This window comes from Streptococcus sp. 1449 (assembly GCF_013276805.1).
GTDB lineage: Bacteria > Bacillota > Bacilli > Lactobacillales > Streptococcaceae > Streptococcus > Streptococcus pseudopneumoniae.
Genome location: NZ_VMLS01000007.1, coordinates 38659 through 57898, shown reverse-complemented (window position 1 = coordinate 57898; position 19240 = coordinate 38659). Strand labels below are relative to the sequence as shown.

Annotated in this window: 20 protein-coding genes and 1 pseudogene; 18 read left to right on the top strand and 3 right to left on the bottom strand. The window is 41.2% G+C overall.

What is annotated here, in order from left to right:
* The 3 genes and pseudogenes from HT687_RS02030 to HT687_RS02020 form a co-directional block, all read left to right on the top strand.
* Positions 1-143 (top strand): annotated as a pseudogene (locus tag HT687_RS02030) (N-acetylmuramoyl-L-alanine amidase family protein); the annotation flags it as partial.
* A 110-nt stretch (positions 144-253) separates the two neighbouring features.
* Complete coding sequence (locus tag HT687_RS02025; protein WP_031243409.1) at positions 254-1213, top strand: ROK family glucokinase; 960 nt, start codon at positions 254-256, stop codon at positions 1211-1213.
* Between the two features lie 97 nt (positions 1214-1310).
* Positions 1311-2150, top strand: a complete 840-nt coding sequence (locus HT687_RS02020) for a thymidylate synthase (RefSeq protein WP_119948129.1) — start codon at positions 1311-1313, stop codon at positions 2148-2150.
* A gap of 169 nt (positions 2151-2319) precedes the next feature.
* Here HT687_RS02020 and HT687_RS02015 read toward each other — a convergent pair whose 3' ends face one another.
* Complete coding sequence (locus HT687_RS02015) at positions 2320-2490, bottom strand: DUF3042 family protein (RefSeq protein ID WP_001051780.1); 171 nt, start codon at positions 2488-2490, stop codon at positions 2320-2322.
* Positions 2491-2610: 120 nt separating this feature from the next.
* On the opposite strand from HT687_RS02015, the gene miaA reads away from it, so the two are divergent.
* Genes miaA through HT687_RS01990 form a run of 5 tightly spaced genes read left to right on the top strand, consistent with a single transcriptional unit; the run spans position 2611 to position 7062 of the window.
* Complete coding sequence (gene miaA, locus HT687_RS02010) at positions 2611-3495, top strand: tRNA (adenosine(37)-N6)-dimethylallyltransferase MiaA (protein ID WP_138707398.1); 885 nt, start codon at positions 2611-2613, stop codon at positions 3493-3495.
* Positions 3488-4726, top strand: coding sequence for a GTPase HflX (gene hflX / locus HT687_RS02005; protein WP_172924060.1), 1239 nt, complete (start codon positions 3488-3490; stop codon positions 4724-4726). The genes miaA and hflX overlap by 8 nt, the downstream gene beginning before the upstream one ends.
* Positions 4719-5342 carry a cystathionine beta-lyase gene (locus HT687_RS02000; protein WP_138700712.1) on the top strand — a complete coding sequence of 208 codons (624 nt, stop codon included), beginning with the start codon at positions 4719-4721 and terminating at the stop codon, positions 5340-5342. Before hflX ends, HT687_RS02000 begins: the two co-directional genes overlap by 8 nt.
* A 14-nt stretch (positions 5343-5356) precedes the next feature.
* On the top strand, positions 5357-6286 hold the full coding sequence (gene rnz, locus HT687_RS01995; protein ID WP_138700711.1) for a ribonuclease Z: 930 nt from the start codon (positions 5357-5359) through the stop codon (positions 6284-6286).
* 20 nt (positions 6287-6306) lie between these two features.
* Complete coding sequence (locus tag HT687_RS01990) at positions 6307-7062, top strand: SDR family oxidoreductase (protein ID WP_172924059.1); 756 nt, start codon at positions 6307-6309, stop codon at positions 7060-7062.
* Positions 7063-7115: 53 nt separating this feature from the next.
* Here the strand turns inward: HT687_RS01990 and HT687_RS01985 are convergent, their stop codons facing one another.
* Positions 7116-8024: a LysR family transcriptional regulator gene (locus HT687_RS01985; RefSeq protein ID WP_001222592.1), complete on the bottom strand. Its 909-nt coding sequence runs from the start codon at positions 8022-8024 to the stop codon at positions 7116-7118.
* Between the two features lie 102 nt (positions 8025-8126).
* On the opposite strand from HT687_RS01985, the gene HT687_RS01980 reads away from it, so the two are divergent.
* From HT687_RS01980 to HT687_RS01970, 3 genes are all read left to right on the top strand, one after another.
* A complete protein-coding gene (locus HT687_RS01980) occupies positions 8127-8357 on the top strand; it encodes a YqgQ family protein (RefSeq protein ID WP_001808324.1) in 231 nt (76 codons plus the stop codon).
* Positions 8357-8737 carry a rhodanese-like domain-containing protein gene (locus HT687_RS01975; RefSeq protein WP_000259256.1) on the top strand — a complete coding sequence of 127 codons (381 nt, stop codon included), beginning with the start codon at positions 8357-8359 and terminating at the stop codon, positions 8735-8737. Before HT687_RS01980 ends, HT687_RS01975 begins: the two co-directional genes overlap by 1 nt.
* An 86-nt stretch (positions 8738-8823) precedes the next feature.
* Positions 8824-9057, top strand: a complete 234-nt coding sequence (locus HT687_RS01970) for a hypothetical protein (protein WP_001088017.1) — start codon at positions 8824-8826, stop codon at positions 9055-9057.
* Positions 9058-9098: 41 nt separating this feature from the next.
* On the opposite strand, the gene HT687_RS01965 is transcribed toward HT687_RS01970, so the two are convergent.
* Complete coding sequence (locus HT687_RS01965; protein WP_054388160.1) at positions 9099-9824, bottom strand: pseudouridine synthase; 726 nt, start codon at positions 9822-9824, stop codon at positions 9099-9101.
* Between the two features lie 161 nt (positions 9825-9985).
* On the opposite strand from HT687_RS01965, the gene typA reads away from it, so the two are divergent.
* The 7 genes from typA (at position 9986) to HT687_RS01930 (ending at position 19139) form a co-directional block, all read left to right on the top strand.
* On the top strand, positions 9986-11827 hold the full coding sequence (gene typA, locus HT687_RS01960; protein ID WP_000164111.1) for a translational GTPase TypA: 1842 nt from the start codon (positions 9986-9988) through the stop codon (positions 11825-11827).
* Between the two features lie 19 nt (positions 11828-11846).
* Complete coding sequence (locus HT687_RS01955; protein ID WP_000262803.1) at positions 11847-12101, top strand: DUF3165 family protein; 255 nt, start codon at positions 11847-11849, stop codon at positions 12099-12101.
* 522 nt (positions 12102-12623) lie between these two features.
* The gene (locus HT687_RS01950; protein ID WP_054388161.1) at positions 12624-14645 is read left to right on the top strand and encodes a bacteriocin-associated integral membrane family protein; all 2022 of its coding nucleotides are present in this window, start codon (positions 12624-12626) and stop codon (positions 14643-14645) included.
* 1 nt (position 14646) lies between these two features.
* On the top strand, positions 14647-15288 hold the full coding sequence (locus HT687_RS01945) for an ABC transporter ATP-binding protein (protein WP_054388162.1): 642 nt from the start codon (positions 14647-14649) through the stop codon (positions 15286-15288).
* A 208-nt stretch (positions 15289-15496) separates the two neighbouring features.
* Positions 15497-16849, top strand: coding sequence for a UDP-N-acetylmuramoyl-L-alanine--D-glutamate ligase (gene murD / locus HT687_RS01940; protein WP_054388163.1), 1353 nt, complete (start codon positions 15497-15499; stop codon positions 16847-16849).
* A gap of 1 nt (position 16850) precedes the next feature.
* Positions 16851-17909: a UDP-N-acetylglucosamine--N-acetylmuramyl-(pentapeptide) pyrophosphoryl-undecaprenol N-acetylglucosamine transferase gene (locus HT687_RS01935; RefSeq protein WP_172924058.1), complete on the top strand. Its 1059-nt coding sequence runs from the start codon at positions 16851-16853 to the stop codon at positions 17907-17909.
* 9 nt (positions 17910-17918) lie between these two features.
* Positions 17919-19139, top strand: coding sequence for a cell division protein FtsQ/DivIB (locus HT687_RS01930; protein WP_172924057.1), 1221 nt, complete (start codon positions 17919-17921; stop codon positions 19137-19139).
* Positions 19140-19240: the final 101 nt, after the last annotated feature.

The window sequence follows — 19240 nt, the reverse complement described above, 5'->3', positions numbered from 1 at the left end:
ATTACTTGAAATCAGATGGTTCATACGCTCGCAATGCATGGCAAGGAAATTACTATTTGAAATCAGATGGTAAAATGGCTAAGAATGAGCGAGTTGATGGAGGCCGCTACTATGTAGATGCCTCAGGTCTCTGGAAACCATAAATCAGATAAAATTCAGAAAGTTAATGCAAACCTTTGCATAAATGACTGAAATTTGTTATACTAGTACTGTAAGCATTTTCAATTACTAGACAATGAAAAAGGAGAGTATGATGAGTCAAAAGATTATTGGGATTGACCTTGGTGGAACTTCTATCAAATTTGCAATCTTAACAACAGCAGGAGAAATCCAAGGAAAATGGTCTATCAAGACTAACATTTTGGATGAGGGAAGTCATATCGTAGATGATATGATTGAGTCTATTCAACACCGTTTGGACTTGCTTGGATTGGTGGCAGCGGATTTCCAAGGTATTGGAATGGGGTCACCAGGTGTGGTTGACCGTGAAAAAGGGACTGTTATTGGTGCCTACAATTTGAACTGGAAAACCCTTCAACCAATTAAAGAAAAGATTGAAAAAGCCTTGGGTATTCCTTTCTTTATCGATAATGATGCTAACGTAGCAGCTCTTGGTGAGCGCTGGATGGGTGCTGGTGATAACCAACCAGACGTTGTCTTTATGACACTTGGTACAGGTGTTGGTGGCGGTATCGTCGCAGAAGGCAAATTGCTTCACGGTGTGGCTGGTGCAGCAGGTGAGCTTGGCCACATCACTGTTGACTTTGACCAACCAATCGCATGTACTTGCGGTAAGAAAGGTTGCCTTGAGACAGTTGCTTCAGCAACAGGGATTGTCAATTTGACTCGTCGCTATGCGGATGAATACGAAGGCGATGCAGCCTTGAAACGCTTGATTGATAATGGAGAAGAAGTAACTGCTAAGACTGTCTTTGATCTCGCAAAAGAAGGAGACGACCTTGCCTTGATCGTTTACCGTAACTTCTCACGTTACTTGGGAATCGCTTGTGCTAACATCGGTTCAATTTTGAACCCATCAACAATCGTCATTGGTGGTGGTGTATCAGCTGCAGGAGAATTCCTTCTACAAGGTGTTCAAAAAGTCTACGATGAAAATACTTTCCCACAAGTACGCACATCAACAAAATTGGCTCTTGCAACTTTAGGAAATGACGCTGGGGTTATCGGAGCAGCATCACTTGTATTGCAATAAAATAATGAGAGAGGAAAAATGCTAACCTAGAGTTAGTAATGTTCCTCTTTTCTTTTTTATGCTATACTAGTTAGGACAATGAATGAGGTGAGAGTAAATGACAAAAGCAGATACGATTTTTAAAGAAAATATTGAACGAATCATCAAAGACGGTGTCTTTTCAGAGCAAGCTCGTCCTAAGTATAAGGATGGGACAGTTGCCAACTCCAAGTATGTAACGGGTGCATTTGCCGAGTATGACTTGGCAAAGGGGGAATTCCCCATCACAACCTTGCGTCCCATTGCCATCAAATCAGCCATCAAGGAAGTGCTCTGGATTTACCAAGACCAGTCAAATAGCCTAGACGTTCTTAATGACAAGTACAATGTTCACTACTGGAATGACTGGGAAGTGGGGGATACAGGAACCATTGGTGAGCGCTATGGTGCTGTTGTTAAGAAACACGACATCATCAATAAGCTTCTCAAACAGTTGGAAGCCAACCCTTGGAACCGCCGCAATATTATCTCTCTCTGGGATTACCAAGCTTTTGAGGAGACAGAGGGCCTCCTTCCATGCGCCTTTCAGACCATGTTTGATGTCCGCCGTGTAGATGGGGAAATCTATCTGGATGCGACCTTGACCCAGCGCTCCAATGATATGCTGGTGGCTCACCACATCAATGCTATGCAGTATGTAGCTCTTCAAATGATGATTGCCAAGCATTTTGGCTGGAAGGTTGGGAAGTTCTTCTATTTCATAAACAACCTCCATATCTATGACAATCAATTTGAACAAGCTCAGGAATTGCTCCGTCGTGAGCCGTCAAACTGCCAACCACGCTTGGTTTTAAATGTTCCTGATGGGACCAATTTCTTTGATATCAAAGCAGAAGATTTTGAGTTGGTGGATTATGACCCTGTTAAGCCACAGTTAAAGTTTGACCTAGCTATTTAATACTCTTAGAAAATCTCTTCAAACCACGTCAGTGTCGCTTCATCAACAACCTCAAAACCATGTTTTGAGCAACCTGCGGCTAGTTTCCTAGTTTGCTCTTTGATTTTCATTGAGTATGAAAGAATAGAAAAAAGAAGTTGAGATAATGAATCCCAACTTCTTTTGTTTTTTAACGTGATACGCGGCGACGAGCTGCTTTTTTACGGTTTTCTTCGATGAAAGCTGCTTTTTGTTCTTCTGGTTCGATCACTTTCTTTTTAAATGCGTATACTGCACCTGCAACTGCAGCGACAGTTCCTGCGACACCTGTTACAAGACCTTTAGCGAATCCTTTAGCCATGAGTCTTCCTCCTTTATCTTCTTAATCAGCCAGCCTCTTCAAGAGGTCACATTTTTCTGACTGACCTTTTTGTGTTATAATAATAGTAACGAAAAAATGGGAATTTTTCAAGGAAAAAAGATGAAAACAAAAATAATTGTGATTGTTGGACCGACTGCAGTTGGAAAAACAGCCCTTGCCATTGAAGTGGCCAAGCGTTTTAATGGCGAAGTGGTTAGCGGTGATAGTCAGCAAGTCTATCGAGGACTTGATATTGGGACGGCTAAGGCTAGTCCAGAAGAGCAGGAAACTGTTCCTCATCATTTAATCGATGTTAGAGAGGTAACCGAGTCTTACTCGGCTTTTGATTTTGTTTCAGAAGCTAAGATGGCTATTGAGGATATTCACAGCCGTAGCAAGCTGGCCATTATCGCTGGTGGGACTGGACTTTATATCCAGAGCTTGCTAGAAGGTTACCACCTAGGTGGGGAGACTCCCCATGAGGAGATTTTGGCCTATCGGGCTAGCTTGGAGCCTTATACAGATGAGGAATTAGCTCATCTGGTGGAGCAAGCAGACCTTAAAATTCCTCAGTTTAATCGTCGTCGTGCGATGCGTGCCTTGGAAATTGCCCATTTTGGTCAGGAATTGGAAAATCAAGAGACCTTGTATGAACCATTGATTATCTGCTTGGATGATGAACGTAGTAAACTTTATGAGCGCATCAACCACCGAGTGGATTTGATGTTTGAGGCTGGGCTTTGGGATGAGGCCAAGTGGCTTTTTGACCATTACCCTAATGTGCAGGCGGCTAAAGGAATTGGCTATAAGGAACTCTTTCCATATTTCCGTGGAGAGCAGACCTTGGAGGAAGCCAGTGAGAGTCTCAAACAGGCGACCCGTCGTTTTGCCAAGCGTCAGTTAACCTGGTTCCGTAATCGCATGCAGGTGACCTTTTATCAGATTGGAGAAGCTGGTGTGCAAGACCGCATTTTAAACCAGATAGAGGAGTTTTTAGATGATTGAAACGGAGAAAAAAGAGGAGCGAGTTCTGCTGATTGGTGTGGAATTGCAGGGCATGGACAATTTTGATCTCTCTATGGAAGAATTGGCCAGTTTAGCTAAGACAGCTGGGGCAGTCGTTGTAGATAGCTACAGACAAAAACGTGAAAAATATGATTCCAAGACCTTCGTCGGCTCTGGTAAGTTAGAAGAAATTGCGCTTATGGTGGATGCAGAAGAAATCACCACTGTCATCGTCAACAACCGTCTGACCCCAAGGCAAAATGTCAATCTAGAGGAAGTTCTGGGTGTTAAGGTCATTGACCGTATGCAGTTGATTTTGGATATCTTTGCCATGCGGGCTCGAAGCCATGAAGGGAAACTCCAAGTCCACCTAGCTCAACTAAAATATCTCTTGCCTCGCTTGGTTGGTCAGGGGATTATGCTCAGCCGTCAGGCAGGGGGAATTGGTTCCCGTGGACCTGGTGAAAGCCAGCTGGAGTTGAACCGTCGTAGCGTTCGCAATCAAATCACGGATATAGAGCGCCAGCTCAAGGTGGTTGAGAAAAATCGGGCGACTGTCAGAGAAAAACGTCTGGAGTCCAGCACCGTTAAGATTGGTTTGATTGGTTATACCAATGCTGGGAAGTCAACTATCATGAACACCTTGACCAGTAAGACTCAGTATGAGGCTGACGAGCTCTTTGCGACTCTGGATGCGACGACTAAGAGTATTCATCTAGGGGGCAATCTTCAAGTAACTTTGACAGATACCGTGGGCTTTATCCAAGATTTGCCGACAGAGTTGGTGTCCAGTTTTAAGTCGACCTTGGAAGAAAGCAAGCATGTGGACCTTCTGGTTCATGTTATCGATGCCAGCAATCCTTACCACGAAGAGCATGAAAAAACAGTCTTGTCTATCATGAAAGACTTGGATATGGAGGATATTCCTCGCCTGACTCTTTATAATAAAGCGGATTTGGTGGAGGATTTCACGCCGACTCAAACGCCTTATGCCCTCATTTCTGCCAAGGCTGAGGATAGTCGTGAGAACTTGCAGGCACTATTTTTAGAGAAAATCAAGGATATTTTTGAATCCTTTACCCTGCGCGTGCCTTTTTCAAAGTCTTACAAGATTCATGATTTAGAAAGTGTTGCGATTCTGGAAGAACGTGATTATCAGGAGGACGGCGAAGTGATTACAGGCTACATTTCCGAGAAAAATAAATGGAGGTTAGAGGAATTTTATGACTGATATTAAAACGTTGGCTCTAAAATATGGGGGCTATACAAGTCTGGATAAGGTCTATCTGGATCAGCTTCTAGCTGGCAAGACAGAGCAAGAGCAGCTGGCACTGATCACTCCTCCGCCTAGTGTAGTCAATGCTTACTTTGCAGAACTCTACCAGAAAAAGAGTCCTCAAGCTGCGACGGATTATTTTGCGGAACTCAGTCAGGAACTGAATCTTTACAATACTGAGCCAAGTTTCACCTTAGAAAACAAGCCCTTTATTCGGCTTAATCTATCTGGTAAATCCTTTGGTTTTTGTTATGAGAGTGAGGGACTGGGTCGAATTTTCTCCGAGAATGAAGAGAAAATTTCGGATGACTTGCTTTTTGAAATTGCGCAAATTTTCCCCCATCAACTAGTATTTGAAGAGTCTGGAAAGATTTACATGAAGCCTGTCGGAGATGAGGAAGTTGTTAGTGTGGAAAATCTCACAGCTTTGACAGATTTAGAAAGCTTGGCTGATGGTTGTAAGCGTCTCAAAGGCTACAGCCAAGAGGATTTACTGCAAGAAGCTACTGCTTTTTCTGGCAAGCGCTATTTCCGATCGAAAAACCGCACAGCCATGTTATATATTGATTAATTAGAAAGTATCGAATGGATATTCAATTTTTAGGAACGGGGGCTGGTCAGCCCTCTAAAGCCCGCAACGTTTCAAGTCTCGCCCTGAAACTCTTGGACGAGATTAACGAAGTCTGGCTCTTTGACTGTGGAGAAGGAACGCAAAATCGCATTCTGGAAACCACAATTCGACCACGTAAGGTCAGCAAAATCTTTATTACCCACCTACATGGAGACCACATCTTTGGCTTGCCAGGTTTCCTATCTAGCCGTGCCTTTCAGGCCAATGAAGAGCAGACAGATTTGGAAATCTATGGACCGCAAGGTATCAAGTCCTTTGTCTTAACCAGTCTTCGTGTGTCAGGTTCGCGCCTGCCTTACCGTATTCATTTTCATGAGTTTGACCAAGATTCTCTAGGTAAAATCCTTGAGACCGATAAATTCACGGTGTATGCAGAGGAGTTGGATCATACTATTTTCTGTGTTGGCTATCGTGTCATTCAAAAGGACTTGGAAGGAACGCTGGATGCTGAAAAACTCAAGGCGGCAGGTGTCCCATTTGGCCCACTTTTTGGAAAAATTAAAAACGGTCAGGACGTTGTTCTCGAAGATGGGACTGAAATCAAGGCAGCTGACTATATCTCAGCTCCCCGTCCGGGTAAGATTATCACTATTTTAGGAGACACTCGAAAAACGGATGCTAGTGTGCGTCTGGCTGTCAATGCCGACGTCCTAGTTCATGAGTCCACTTATGGCAAGGGCGATGAAATAATTGCTCGTAATCATGGTCATTCTACTAACATGCAAGCTGCACAAGTAGCGGTAGAAGCAGGTGCCAAACGACTATTGCTCAACCATATCAGTGCTCGCTTTCTATCAAAAGATATCAGCAAGCTCAAGAAAGATGCGGCAACGATTTTTGAAAACGTCCATGTGGTCAAGGATTTGGAAGAAGTGGAAATCTAGCAGTCACAGAAAGGATAAGTATGCCTACTATTCTCATTACTGGCGCTAGTGGTGGTCTAGCTCAAGAAATGGTCAAACTTTTACCAGAAGACCAGCTCATCTTGCTTGGTAGAAATAAGGAAAAATTAGCCCAACTCTACGGAAATTATTCCCATGCAGAATTGATTGAAATTGATATTACCGACGATTCAGCCCTAGAAGCTCTGGTAACTGATCTTTATCTCCGCTATGGCAAGATTGATGTCTTGATTAACAACGCTGGTTACGGGATTTTTGAGGGATTTGACCAGATTGCTGATAAAGATATTCACCAGATGTTTGAGGTCAATACCTTTGCCCTGATGAATCTGTCTCGTCACCTTGCGGCTCGTATGAAGGAAAGCAGCAAAGGGCATATCATCAACATCGTCAGCATGGCAGGTCTAATAGCTACTGGCAAGTCTAGTCTTTACTCAGCGACCAAGTTTGCGGCTATTGGTTTTTCAAATGCTCTGCGACTCGAACTTATGCCCTATGGAGTCTATGTGACAACAGTCAATCCAGGTCCAATCCGAACAGGATTTTTTGACCAAGCTGACCCAGATGGAACTTATCTTAAATCGGTTGACCGCTTCCTCTTAGAGGCAGATGCAGTGGCTAAAAAGATTGTCAAGATTATAGGCAAAAATAAACGAGAACTCAATCTCCCGATTTTGTTGAACCTAGCCCATAAGTTTTATACTCTCTTTCCCAAGCTAGCTGATAAGTTGGCAGGGGAAACTTTTAATTATAAGTAAAAAGAACCAATGTGCAGGTTGTTGCTAGCCTACATATTGGTTCTTATCATTTCTCAACTATCAAACTGAACTTCTTCTAGTAGATAGTCGATAAAGCGTTCGCCCATCTTAGATAGGCTGGTTTTCTCATGCTGGATATAGACCAGCTCAATCGGGTCATCAATATCCAGTGGGATAGAAACGATATTGTCTCCGTTTAGGTTGCTGTTCAAAATCCCTGTCGCAATGGTATAACCATCCAAACCAATCAAGAGATTAAAGAGGGTGGCACGGTCACTAACCACAATGGATTTCTTGTGGTGCTCTTGAGATAGAATCTCTTCAGAGAAGTAGAAGGAATTGTGTGTCCCTTGGTCATAGCTGAGATAAGGGAAGTTTTCCAAATCAGATAGTTTGACCTTGTCTTTCTTTGCCAGAGGATTGGTCTTGCTGACAAAGATATGGGGCTGGGCTGTGAAGAGATGGTGAGCCAGCAGGTGGTTGTCATCCAGCATTTTGGTTAAAACATCACGGTTGTAGCTGTTTAAGAAGAGGACACCGACCTCACTACGGAAGTTCTTGACGTCATCGATAATCTCCCAAGTCCGCGTTTCACGAAGAAAAAGCTCGTATTTTTCCATATCACTTTTCTTGAGTAGAGAGACGAAAGCGTTGACCACAAAGGCATAGTGCTGGGAGGAAACGCTAAAGAGTTCGCGGTGGGCAACAGGATTTTTATAGCGTTCTTCCAGAAGCTGGGTCTGCTCGACAACCTGACGGGCATAAGAGAGGAACTCCATCCCATCACGGGTCAAGGTGATACCCTTGGGATTTCGGATAAAAATCTCAATCCCCATTTCATTTTCCAAGTCTCTCACAGCATTGGAAAGACTCGGTTGGGTGATAAAGAGTTGCTTGGCTGCCTCATTCATGGAGCCAGTTTCGACGATTTTGATAATATAATGTAATTGTTGAATTCTCATGTTTTTATTGTACCATACTTGCAACAGAATCGCCAAAGAAGATAGGAAAATCAGGAGTATTGTGTAAGTCTCTTCTTGAAAAAAACACAAAATTTTGCTAGAATGAGTCTTATGAAAACATTCTATGATGTGCAGCAATTCCTCAAACGATTTGGTATTATTGTTTACATGGGAAAACGCTTATATGATATTGAACTGATGAAGTTGGAACTATCTCGGATTTACGATGCAGGGTTGATGGATAAATTAGACTATCTAGAGGCAGAAGCAGTTCTTCGCAGAGAGCACAAGGTAGAATTGGATTATATTGAGAAAAATGGAGAAAAGAACTAATGGTTACTTGGATTTTGTGGGCACTTATACTAGCAATGTTGGCGTGGATGGGCTTTAACTATCTTCGTATTCGCCGTGCGGCTAAAATTGTGGACAATGAGGAGTTTGAAGCCTTGATTCGTACGGGTCAATTGATTGATTTGCGCGACCCAGCAGAATTCCACAGAAAACATATCCTTGGTGCACGCAATATTCCTTCAAGTCAGTTGAAAACTAGTCTTGCAGCCCTTCGTAAAGATAAACCTGTCCTTCTCTACGAAAACCAACGTGCGCAACGAGTTACAAATGCAGCTCTTTACTTGAAAAAACAAGGTTTTTCTGAGATTTATATCCTTTCTTATGGCTTGGATTCTTGGAAAGGGAAAGTGAAGACTAGCTAACATTCTGTAAAAATCTGTCGAATGATAGATAAAGCTAGCATTTTATGGTATCATCATTTATATTAATTTTAAGGAGATTTTATAATATGAATTCACAAGAAAAGAAAAAACCTTCACTTATTTTAGGTATCTTATCTATCGTCCTTGGTTTGCTTTCTCCAATAGTGAGTCTGATTTTGGGGATCATAGGATTGGTTTTGGCTTTTTCATACCAAAAAGAATCTGGACTGGACTATAAAACAGAAAAAATTCTCAACATCGTAGGACTTGTAGTTTCTGTTCTTAACTGGATTCTAACAATCGCAGTAGTTTTTAGATAAGCAAAAAACAAAAAAGCTTTAAATTTAAAGCTTTTTTTATTTTATCGACTCATCTCTAAATAGTTTTTAATGATTTGTAACTCTTTTTGGTTCAAAGGGAGGTAGTTACCTTCTGCTAAATCTGGGTTCAATGTAAAGTCCCCAAATTGGATTCTCTTGAGGCTAGTCACCTTAACACCAACCGAGAGGAACATTTTCTTGATTTGATGAAATTTTCCTTCTGAAATGGTGATAGAGGCTTGACTGAGGGAGGGACTTGCAGATAGAATCTCTAGTTTTGCGGGTTTACAGACAGTGCCATCTAAAAAGACAATTCCTTTTTGAAAGGCTTGGATATGGTCAGGTGTCAGAAGTCCATTAACTTTAACTTGATAAGTTTTATCGACATGATATTGGGGATGGAGGAGCTGAAAGCCTAAGGGACCGTTATCGGTCAAGAGGAGGAGTCCCGTTGTATCTCGGTCCAGTCGGCCGACGGCATAGAGCTTATCAGACTGGATGTCAGATGGAAGCAGGTCCATGACGGTCGGAAGTTCCTTGTCTTTGTTGGCTGTCACGACACCAGCAGGTTTATGAAGCATAAGATAGGTGTGTTCATAGCCTTGAATGATTCGATCCTGAAAAAGGAGTTCTTGTAGTCCTGTATCGATATTTTGAGCTAGGGAGCGGGCTGGGCAACCATCGACTAGAATTTCCCCTCTGAGGAGTGCTTGCTTCATGGCCTTTCGGCTAACTTTTTCTTGGGCTAATAAATTATCTAAACGCATACTGTGCCTATCTTATCATAAGTCGCTTGCTTTGAAAAGGCTTGACGTGAAAAGAAAAGCGGAGTGAAAACATTTACACTTGCTTGAGTTATGTTATTTACTTGAAATTATGGTATAATCGTTCAGTTAGAAAATAAATTTTGAATATTATAGAGGAAATCATGACAAAATTAAGAGAAGATATCCGTAACATTGCGATTATCGCCCACGTTGACCACGGTAAAACAACCCTGGTTGACGAATTATTGAAACAATCAGAAACGCTTGATGCACGTACTGAATTGGCAGAGCGTGCTATGGACTCAAACGATATCGAAAAAGAGCGTGGGATTACCATCCTTGCTAAAAATACAGCCGTTGCCTATAACGGAACTCGTATCAATATCATGGACACACCAGGACACGCGGACTTCGGTGGAGAAGTTGAGCGTATCATGAAAATGGTTGACGGTGTTGTCTTGGTCGTAGATGCCTACGAAGGAACAATGCCACAAACTCGTTTTGTATTGAAAAAAGCATTGGAACAAGACCTTGTCCCAATCGTGGTTGTTAATAAAATCGATAAGCCATCAGCTCGCCCAGCAGAAGTAGTGGACGAGGTCTTGGAACTTTTCATCGAGCTTGGTGCAGATGACGACCAGCTTGATTTCCCAGTGGTGTATGCATCAGCGATCAACGGAACTTCTTCATTGTCAGATGATCCAGCTGACCAGGAAGCTACTATGGCACCAATCTTTGACACAATTATTGACCATATCCCAGCTCCAGTAGACAACTCAGATGAGCCTTTGCAGTTCCAAGTATCACTTTTGGACTACAATGACTTCGTTGGACGTATCGGTATCGGTCGTGTCTTCCGTGGTACAGTTAAGGTTGGGGACCAAGTTACCCTTTCTAAACTTGACGGCACAACTAAAAACTTCCGTGTTACAAAACTCTTCGGTTTCTTTGGTTTGGAACGTCGTGAAATCCAAGAAGCAAAAGCAGGTGACTTGATTGCCGTTTCAGGTATGGAAGATATCTTTGTCGGTGAAACCATCACTCCGACAGACGCAGTTGAAGCTCTTCCAATCCTACACATCGATGAGCCAACTCTTCAAATGACTTTCTTGGTCAACAACTCACCATTTGCTGGTAAAGAAGGTAAATGGGTAACTTCTCGTAAGGTAGAAGAACGCTTGCAGGCAGAATTGCAAACAGACGTTTCCCTTCGTGTTGACCCAACTGATTCACCAGATAAATGGACTGTTTCAGGTCGTGGAGAATTGCACTTGTCAATCCTTATCGAAACAATGCGTCGTGAGGGTTATGAACTTCAAGTATCTCGTCCAGAAGTTATCGTAAAAGAAATCGACGGTGTGAAATGTGAACCATTTGAACGTGTTCAAATCGACACTCCAGAAGAATACCAAGGGTCTGTTATCCAAAGCCTTTCTGAACGTAAGGGTGAAATGTTGGATATGATTTCAACTGGTAATGGTCAAACTCGTTTGGTTTTCCTTGTTCCAGCGCGTGGGTTGATCGGTTACTCAACTGAGTTCTTGTCAATGACTCGTGGTTACGGTATCATGAACCATACCTTCGACCAATACTTGCCATTGATTCCAGGTGAAATTGGTGGACGTCACCGTGGTGCCCTTGTTTCTATCGATGCTGGTAAGGCTACAACTTACTCTATCATGTCTATCGAAGAACGCGGTACGATCTTTGTCAACCCAGGTACTGAGGTTTACGAAGGAATGATCATCGGTGAAAACTCTCGTGAAAATGACTTGACAGTTAACATCACTAAGGCTAAACAAATGACCAACGTTCGTTCAGCTACTAAGGATCAAACAGCTGTAATCAAGACACCTCGTATCTTGACCCTTGAAGAATCTCTTGAGTTCTTGAACGACGATGAGTACATGGAAGTAACGCCTGAGTCTATCCGTTTGCGTAAACAAATCCTTAACAAGGCAGAGCGTGAGAAAGCTAACAAGAAGAAAAAATCAGCTGAATAAGAGCTAGAAAGAGAGAAAGATGGTCTATTTAGTCCTAGGAATTTTACTGCTCCTACTCTATGTATTTGCGACACCAGAAAGTATTAAAGGGACAGTCAATATCGTTGCTATGGTATGTATTTTAGTGGCACTCTTGGTTTTGTTGGCTCTATCTTTTCTGAAAATTTTTCAATTACCAACAGAAATATTCCTAGCAATAGCCATGTTAATCCTAGCTTACTTTAGTGTGAGAGACATCACACTCATGCCAGTCAAAAAAAGTAAAAGAAGATAAAAAAGAGAGTTTCGGCTCTCTTTTTTTGGTAGGAATTTTACAATAGTTTGAATTGTTTTTTTACTATAACATCACCTCTTTTGCTTGGATAATATGAATGGGAAAAACTTGAATAAAATTCGTTAATGACATCTATTTTTTGGGGAACTGTAAAACTCTATTACTAATAATATTTTAGTAAAATATGTTGATAAATTATATAGAAAGTGATATACTTAAATTATAAGAAATCGTTTTCAAAATAAGAAAGGATTAAATTTATACTCAATGAAAATCAAAGAGCAAACTAGGAAACTAGCCGCAGGTTGCTCAAAGCACTGCTTTGAGGTTGTAGATAAGACTGACGAAGTCAGTCACATATATAATCCAAGGCGACGTTGACGCGGTTTGAAGAGATTTTTGAAGAGTATTATTGTCTTTGTGCTCAGGGTGTAATGGATTGAACTAGGAAAATAATTCTAAGAATGTATAAAAGATAAAATCTTTTTCTATAGGGTTATTCTCTTATACAAGGAGTCTACTATGAAGAAACTATTCATATTATTATCAACTTTTTTTCTCAGCTTCTTCCTTGCTTGGATTATTGTCTTACGTGCGCCACAATATTTATATGCAAGCTATGATTCCGTCTCCTTACTTCGTGTCAAAAAGGATACTCAGGAACCGACGCGTGAGGTATTTGAACAGGAATTGGAGAATTTTGCAAACTCAGAACAGAGTTTAATAGCTAGAAGAATTGTAGAGCCGAGTAAGGATGGGACAACTCACTTTACTTATGCAATTTATGGTCAGGGAACTTTACCAAAACAATTCCAAGAAGCTAGTCAAGAAAGTCGTGAACGTAGTGATCCACTAAATAGTTATCTCCTTTTGTCAGGCTCCTTGACGAAAGAAAAGCTTGCCGATAAATTAGGAGATTTGGGTTATAAAGCAATTCCTGACCGAAAGACACCGCCCTATACTCTTGCTTTTCGAATATTACTAAATCCCCTTATTTTAATTAGTTTAGCAATATTTGGCTTATCTTTCTTTGCTCTAGTGATTATCACTCGGATTAAGGAAATGAGAGCAGCAGGTATAAAACTCTTTTCTGGTCAGACTCTCTTATCCATCATGGGGCATTCTTTATCGACTGATATCAAATGGCTCCTTCTATCAGCCCTCCTTTCCTTCCTAGGTGGGGGAGTCGTTCTTTTTAGTCAAGGTTTGTTTTATCCTATCTTGTTAGCCACCTATGGTTTTGGGATTAGTTTCTATCTGTTGTTTTTATTGGGTATTTCAATTTTACTAATGCTCCTTTATCTAATGAGTTTGAGTTACAAATCATTAGTTCCTGTTATTAAGGGGAGATTACCCCTTAAACGCTTGATGGCTTTAACCCTATTGTGTCAGTTAGTAGCTGTTTTTACAGTAGGCTACGCTGTTAAGACGGGCTTGACGTCTTACCAACGATTGAAAGAACTTGAAATTTCAAAACAAGCGTGGAAGGACAGAGCAGACTATTATCAAATTTCTTTTGGCTTAGGTGATAGAGGAAAAGATACAGAAAATCAGAATAAGTGGTATGAATTTTCCAAAGAAGCAGTTGAAAAAGAACAGGCTCTATTTGTAAAAGAGAATCTCATTCATTTTGCAAATCCTCAAGGAAAAAATGAAAACGGAGAGACACTGGATACCTATAGTCCAGATGCTAATGTTCTCTATGTCAGCCCAAGTTATTTGGACAAGGAAAATGTATCTGTAAATGGTGAGACTAGACAGAAACTAGCCCATCTTCAAAAAGGGGAATTTGGACTCTTATTACCAGAATCTCTTCGTTCACAGGAAGCAGAACTTAAGAAAGCTTTTGAAGAAAGATTGAGTTATTATGGAAAATCTGGTGAGGAGGCAAGTGCTCCTTTAGAGTATGAAATGAGAGCGATTGTTAGTTATCTTCCAACTGGAGAAAAGCGATTTATTTATAATAACGGTGAAAGCCCAGTATCCATCCAGTACTTAACCGATCCAATTTTAGTTGTATTTACTCCAACATCTACAGGTGATAGTATCATTTCCAAATCTAGTTGGTCTATCAATGCTGGAAAACAACTCTTTATCAAAGGATATGAGAGTGGGCTAGAACTCTTGAAGAAAGCTGGAATTTATGAGCAAGTATCCTATCTTAAAGAAGGAAGAAGTGTTTATCTAACTCGTTATAATGAAGTTCAAACTGAAACAGCAACTTTAATCTTAGGAGCTATTGTTGGGATAGCCAGTTCCTTGTTACTCTTTTATTCTGTCAATCTTCTATATTTCGAGCAATTCCGCCGAGATATCTTGATTAAACGAATTTCAGGTTTACGATTTTTTGAAACACATGCTCAGTATATGGTTAGCCAATTTGCCAGTTTTGTATTTGGTGCTAGTCTCTTTATTTTAAGCAGTCGAGACTTGGTGATTGGCTTGCTCACTTTATTCGTCTTTCTGGCTAGTGCAGTTTTGACGCTTTACCGTCAAGCTCAGAAAGAATCTCGTGTTTCTATGACAATTATGAAAGGAAAATAGGATGATTGAACTAAAGAATATATCTAAAAAATTTGGAAGCCGTCAGCTATTTTCAGATACAAATCTTCATTTTGAAGGTGGGAAAATTTATGCCTTAATCGGTACAAGTGGCTGTGGTAAGACAACACTCTTGAATATGATTGGACGATTAGAGCCATATGACAAAGGACAAATCATCTATGATGGCACTTCTCTTAAGGACATCAGGCCTTCTGTTTTCTTTAGAGATTACTTGGGATACTTATTTCAAGATTTTGGCTTAATTGAAAGCCAAACCGTCAAAGAGAATCTCAATCTGGGTTTAGTTGGTAAAAAGTTGAAAGAAAAAGAGAAAATCTCTTTGATGAAACAAGCTCTAAAACGTGTTAACCTCTCTTATTTAGATTTAAAGCAACCTATCTTTGAATTATCAGGAGGAGAAGCACAACGTGTTGCACTAGCGAAGATAATTTTAAAGGATCCACCTTTGATTCTCGCAGATGAACCAACCGCTTCCTTAGACCCCAAAAACTCTGAGGAATTACTTTCTATCCTAGAGTCTTTAAAAAATCCGAATCGGACCATTATTATTGCGACCCACAATCCTCTGATTTGGGAGCAAGTGGACCAAGTTATTCGAGTTACCGATTTATCACATATATGATATGGTAAGATTCATACTCAATGAAAATCAAAAATCAAACTAGGAAGCTAGCCGCAGGCTGTACTTGAGTACGGCAAGGCGAAGCTGACGTGGTTTGAAGAGATTTTCGAAGAGTATCAGTTAGAAGAAAGAGTCACAAACACACTTTGTGGCTTTTTTATTTCCATAAAAATGGTAAAATAGTAGGAGTAGAAATGGAGTTCGAGACATGAAAGTAATAGATCAATTTAAAAATAAGAAAGTCCTTGTTTTAGGCTTGGCCAAGTCTGGTGAATCTGCAGCTCGTTTGTTGGATAAGCTAGGCGCCATTGTGACAGTAAATGATGGGAAGCCTTTCGAGGACAATCCAGCTGCCCAAAATTTGCTGGAAGAAGGAATCAAGGTTATCACAGGTGGTCATCCTTTGGAACTCTTGGATGAAGAGTTTGCTCTTATGGTGAAAAATCCAGGTATCCCCTACAGCAATCCCATGATTGAAAAGGCTTTGGCCAAGGGAATTCCAGTCTTGACTGAAGTGGAATTGGCTTACTTGATTTCAGAAGCACCGATTGTTGGTATTACAGGTTCAAATGGAAAAACAACCACAACGACTATGATTGGGGACGTTTTGACTGCTGCTGGACAACATGGTCTCTTATCAGGAAATATCGGCTATCCTGCCAGTCAGGTTGCTCAAACAGCGTCAGATAAGGACACGCTTGTCATGGAACTTTCTTCTTTCCAACTCATGGGCGTCCAAGAATTCCATCCTGAGATTGCGGTTATTACCAACCTCATGCCAACCCATATCGACTACCATGGTTCTTTTGAGGAATATGTAGCAGCCAAGTGGAATATCCAGAACAAGATGACAGCAGATGATTTCCTTGTCTTGAACTTTAACCAAGACTTGGCAAAGGAATTGGCAAGAAAAACACAAGCTACCGTTGTACCATTCTCAACACTGGAAAAGGTTGATGGAGCTTATCTGGAAGATGGTCAACTCTACTTCCGTGGGGAAGTGGTCATGGCAGCGAATGAAATCGGAGTTCCAGGTAGCCACAATGTGGAAAATGCCCTTGCGACTATTGCTGTAGCCAAGTTTCGTGGTGTAGACAATCAAACCATCAAGGAAACTCTTTCAGCCTTCGGTGGTGTCAAACACCGTCTCCAATTTGTGGATGAAATCAAGGGTGTCAAATTCTATAATGATAGCAAGTCAACCAATATCTTGGCTACTCAAAAAGCCTTGTCAGGATTTGACAACAGCAAGGTCATTTTGATTGCAGGTGGTTTAGACCGTGGCAATGAGTTTGACGATTTGGTTCCAGATATTACTGGACTCAAGAAGATGGTCATTCTTGGTCAGTCTGCCGAACGTGTCAAACGGGCAGCAGACAAGGCTGGTGTGGCTTATGTGGATGCGACTGATATTGCAGATGCGACCCGCAAGGCCTATGAACTTGCGACTCAAGGAGATGTAGTCCTTCTCAGTCCAGCCAATGCCAGCTGGGATATGTATGCTAACTTTGAAGTACGTGGCGACCTCTTTATCGACACAGTAGCGGAGTTAAAGGAATAATATGAAAAAAATTGTCTTTACAGGTGGGGGGACGGTTGGACACGTTACCCTCAATCTTTTGTTAATGCCCAAGTTCATCGAAGATGGCTGGGAAGTCCACTATATCGGGGACAAGAGTGGTATTGAACACCAAGAAATCCTCAAGTCAGGTTTTGACGTCACCTTCCATTCCATTGCAACTGGGAAATTGCGTCGCTATTTCTCTTGGCAAAATATGCTGGACGTCTTCAAAGTTGGTTGGGGAATTGTCCAATCGCTCTTTATCATGTTACGAGTTCGTCCACAGGCCCTTTTTTCAAAGGGAGGCTTTGTCTCTGTACCGCCCGTTATCGCTGCGCGTGTGTCAGGAGTGCCTGTCTTTATTCACGAATCTGACCTGTCTATGGGCTTGGCCAATAAAATCGCCTATAAATTTGCTACGAAGATGTATTCAACCTTTGAGCAAGCTTCAAGTTTGTCTAAGGTTGAGCATGTGGGAGCAGTGACCAAGGTTTCGGACAAAAACACTCCAGAACCAGATGAATTGGTGGATATTCAAACCTACTTTAATCCTAAATTGCCAACTGTATTGTTTGTCGGTGGTTCTGCAGGCGCTCGTGTCTTTAACCAATTGGTGACAGACCATAAGAAAGAACTGACAGAGCGCTACAATATTATCAATTTAACTGGAGATTCTAGCCTGAATGAGTTGAGCCAAAATCTTTTTCGTGTTGACTATGTGACCAATCTCTATCAACCCTTGATGGAATTGGCTGATATTGTTGTGACACGAGGTGGTGCCAATACGATTTTTGAGCTCTTGGCCATGGCAAAATTGCATGTTATTGTGCCACTTGGTCGTGAAGCTAGTCGTGGCGACCAGATTGAAAATGCAGCTTACTTTGTAAAAAAAGGCTATGCAGAAGAGCTTCAAGAAAGCGATTTGACCTTGGATAGTTTGGAAGAGAAGCTTGCTCACTTACTAAGTCACAAGGAAGACTACCAGGCTAACATGAAGGCTTCTAAGGAATTGAAATCTCTAGCAGATTTTTATCAATTGTTGAAAAAAGATTTATCATAAGGAAAGTAAATGTCAAAAGATAAGAAAAATGAGGGCAAAGAAATCCTCGAAGAATTGAAAGAGTTATCAGAATGGCAGAAACGAAACCAAGAATATCTAAAAAAGAAGGCTGAGGAAGAGGCAGCCCTAGCTGAGGAGAAAGAAAAGGAAAGACAAGCTCGAATGGCTTCAAAATCTGAAGATTCAGATGCAACCGAGGACCAAGAGAGTGAAGCGGACCCAGAAGATGAAGAATCAGCTAAGGAAAAGTCTGAAGAAAAAGTAGAATCCTCAGAGGCTGACAAAGAGGAAGAAGCGATAGAAGAATCGAGGTCTAAAGAGGACGAGGAACAGGATAAAAAGCTTGCTAAAAAGGCTCCAAAGGAAAAAGCAGCCAAAGCAAAGATTCCTGGCCTCCATATCTTGCGAGCTCTGACGATTTTATTTCCAAGTCTGCTTTTATTGATTGTCTCTGCCTACCTACTCAGTCCTTATGCGACCATGAAGGATATTCGTGTTGAGGGAACGGTGCACACTACGGCTGATGATATTCGACAGGCTTCAGGTATTCAGGATTCGGATTATACGATTAACCTTCTGCTAGACAAGGAAAAATATGAAAAGCAGATTAAGTCTAACTATTGGGTTGAATCAGCTCAACTTGTTTATCAATTTCCAACCAAGTTCACTATCAAGGTCAAGGAATATGATATTGTGGCCTACTATATTTCTGGTGAAAACCATTATCCTATTCTTTCCAGTGGTCAGCTTGAGACCAGTGCTGTGAGTTTGGTCAGTCTACCAGAAACTTATATATCAGTTCTCTTTAATGATAGTGAAAAAATCAAGGCTTTTGTCTCAGAACTTTCTCAAATTAGCCCAGAACTCAAGGCGGCTATCCAAAAGGTGGAATTAGCTCCCAGCAAGGTCACTTCCGATTTAATTCGATTGACCATGAATGATTCGGACGAAGTCTTGGTTCCTCTATCTGAAATGAGTAAGAAACTGCCTTATTACAGTAAGATTAAGCCTCAATTGTCAGAACCAAGTGTGGTCGATATGGAAGCTGGAATCTACAGCTACACTGTAGCGGATAAATTGATTATGGAAGCAGAAGAAAAAGCCAAAAAAGAGGCCGAAGAAGCTGAGAAAAGGCAGGAAGAAGAACGTAAACGTTTAGAAGAAGAACAGAAAAAACAAGAGGAAGAGAGCAATCGAAACCAAACGACCCAGCGCTCATCGCGTCGCTAGGTTTTACTTTTTTCTCATAGTACTTTAGTGACTAGTTTTTACGTTTAATATTTGACATCTGTTTTTCTTTATGTTACATTATGCAGTGTAATCGATTGCAA

Bases quoted from the DNA above. Each gene is read 5' to 3' on its own strand.
- HT687_RS02025 (WP_031243409.1), top strand. From the start codon at position 254: ATGAGTCAAAAGATTATTGGGATTGACCTTGGTGGAACTTCTATCAAA.
- rnz (WP_138700711.1), top strand. From the start codon at position 5,357: ATGGATATTCAATTTTTAGGAACGGGGGCTGGTCAGCCCTCTAAAGCC.
- miaA (WP_138707398.1), top strand. From the start codon at position 2,611: ATGAAAACAAAAATAATTGTGATTGTTGGACCGACTGCAGTTGGAAAA.
- typA (WP_000164111.1), top strand. From the start codon at position 9,986: ATGACAAAATTAAGAGAAGATATCCGTAACATTGCGATTATCGCCCAC.
- murD (WP_054388163.1), top strand. From the start codon at position 15,497: ATGAAAGTAATAGATCAATTTAAAAATAAGAAAGTCCTTGTTTTAGGC.
- HT687_RS01930 (WP_172924057.1), top strand. From the start codon at position 17,919: ATGTCAAAAGATAAGAAAAATGAGGGCAAAGAAATCCTCGAAGAATTG.
- HT687_RS02000 (WP_138700712.1), top strand. From the start codon at position 4,719: ATGACTGATATTAAAACGTTGGCTCTAAAATATGGGGGCTATACAAGT.
- HT687_RS01975 (WP_000259256.1), top strand. From the start codon at position 8,357: ATGGTTACTTGGATTTTGTGGGCACTTATACTAGCAATGTTGGCGTGG.
- HT687_RS01985 (WP_001222592.1), bottom strand. From the start codon at position 8,024: ATGAGAATTCAACAATTACATTATATTATCAAAATCGTCGAAACTGGC.
- HT687_RS01970 (WP_001088017.1), top strand. From the start codon at position 8,824: ATGAATTCACAAGAAAAGAAAAAACCTTCACTTATTTTAGGTATCTTA.
- hflX (WP_172924060.1), top strand. From the start codon at position 3,488: ATGATTGAAACGGAGAAAAAAGAGGAGCGAGTTCTGCTGATTGGTGTG.
- HT687_RS01950 (WP_054388161.1), top strand. From the start codon at position 12,624: ATGAAGAAACTATTCATATTATTATCAACTTTTTTTCTCAGCTTCTTC.
- HT687_RS01980 (WP_001808324.1), top strand. From the start codon at position 8,127: ATGAGTCTTATGAAAACATTCTATGATGTGCAGCAATTCCTCAAACGA.
- HT687_RS01945 (WP_054388162.1), top strand. From the start codon at position 14,647: ATGATTGAACTAAAGAATATATCTAAAAAATTTGGAAGCCGTCAGCTA.
- HT687_RS02020 (WP_119948129.1), top strand. From the start codon at position 1,311: ATGACAAAAGCAGATACGATTTTTAAAGAAAATATTGAACGAATCATC.
- HT687_RS01955 (WP_000262803.1), top strand. From the start codon at position 11,847: ATGGTCTATTTAGTCCTAGGAATTTTACTGCTCCTACTCTATGTATTT.
- HT687_RS01990 (WP_172924059.1), top strand. From the start codon at position 6,307: ATGCCTACTATTCTCATTACTGGCGCTAGTGGTGGTCTAGCTCAAGAA.
- HT687_RS01965 (WP_054388160.1), bottom strand. From the start codon at position 9,824: ATGCGTTTAGATAATTTATTAGCCCAAGAAAAAGTTAGCCGAAAGGCC.
- HT687_RS01935 (WP_172924058.1), top strand. From the start codon at position 16,851: ATGAAAAAAATTGTCTTTACAGGTGGGGGGACGGTTGGACACGTTACC.
- HT687_RS02015 (WP_001051780.1), bottom strand. From the start codon at position 2,490: ATGGCTAAAGGATTCGCTAAAGGTCTTGTAACAGGTGTCGCAGGAACT.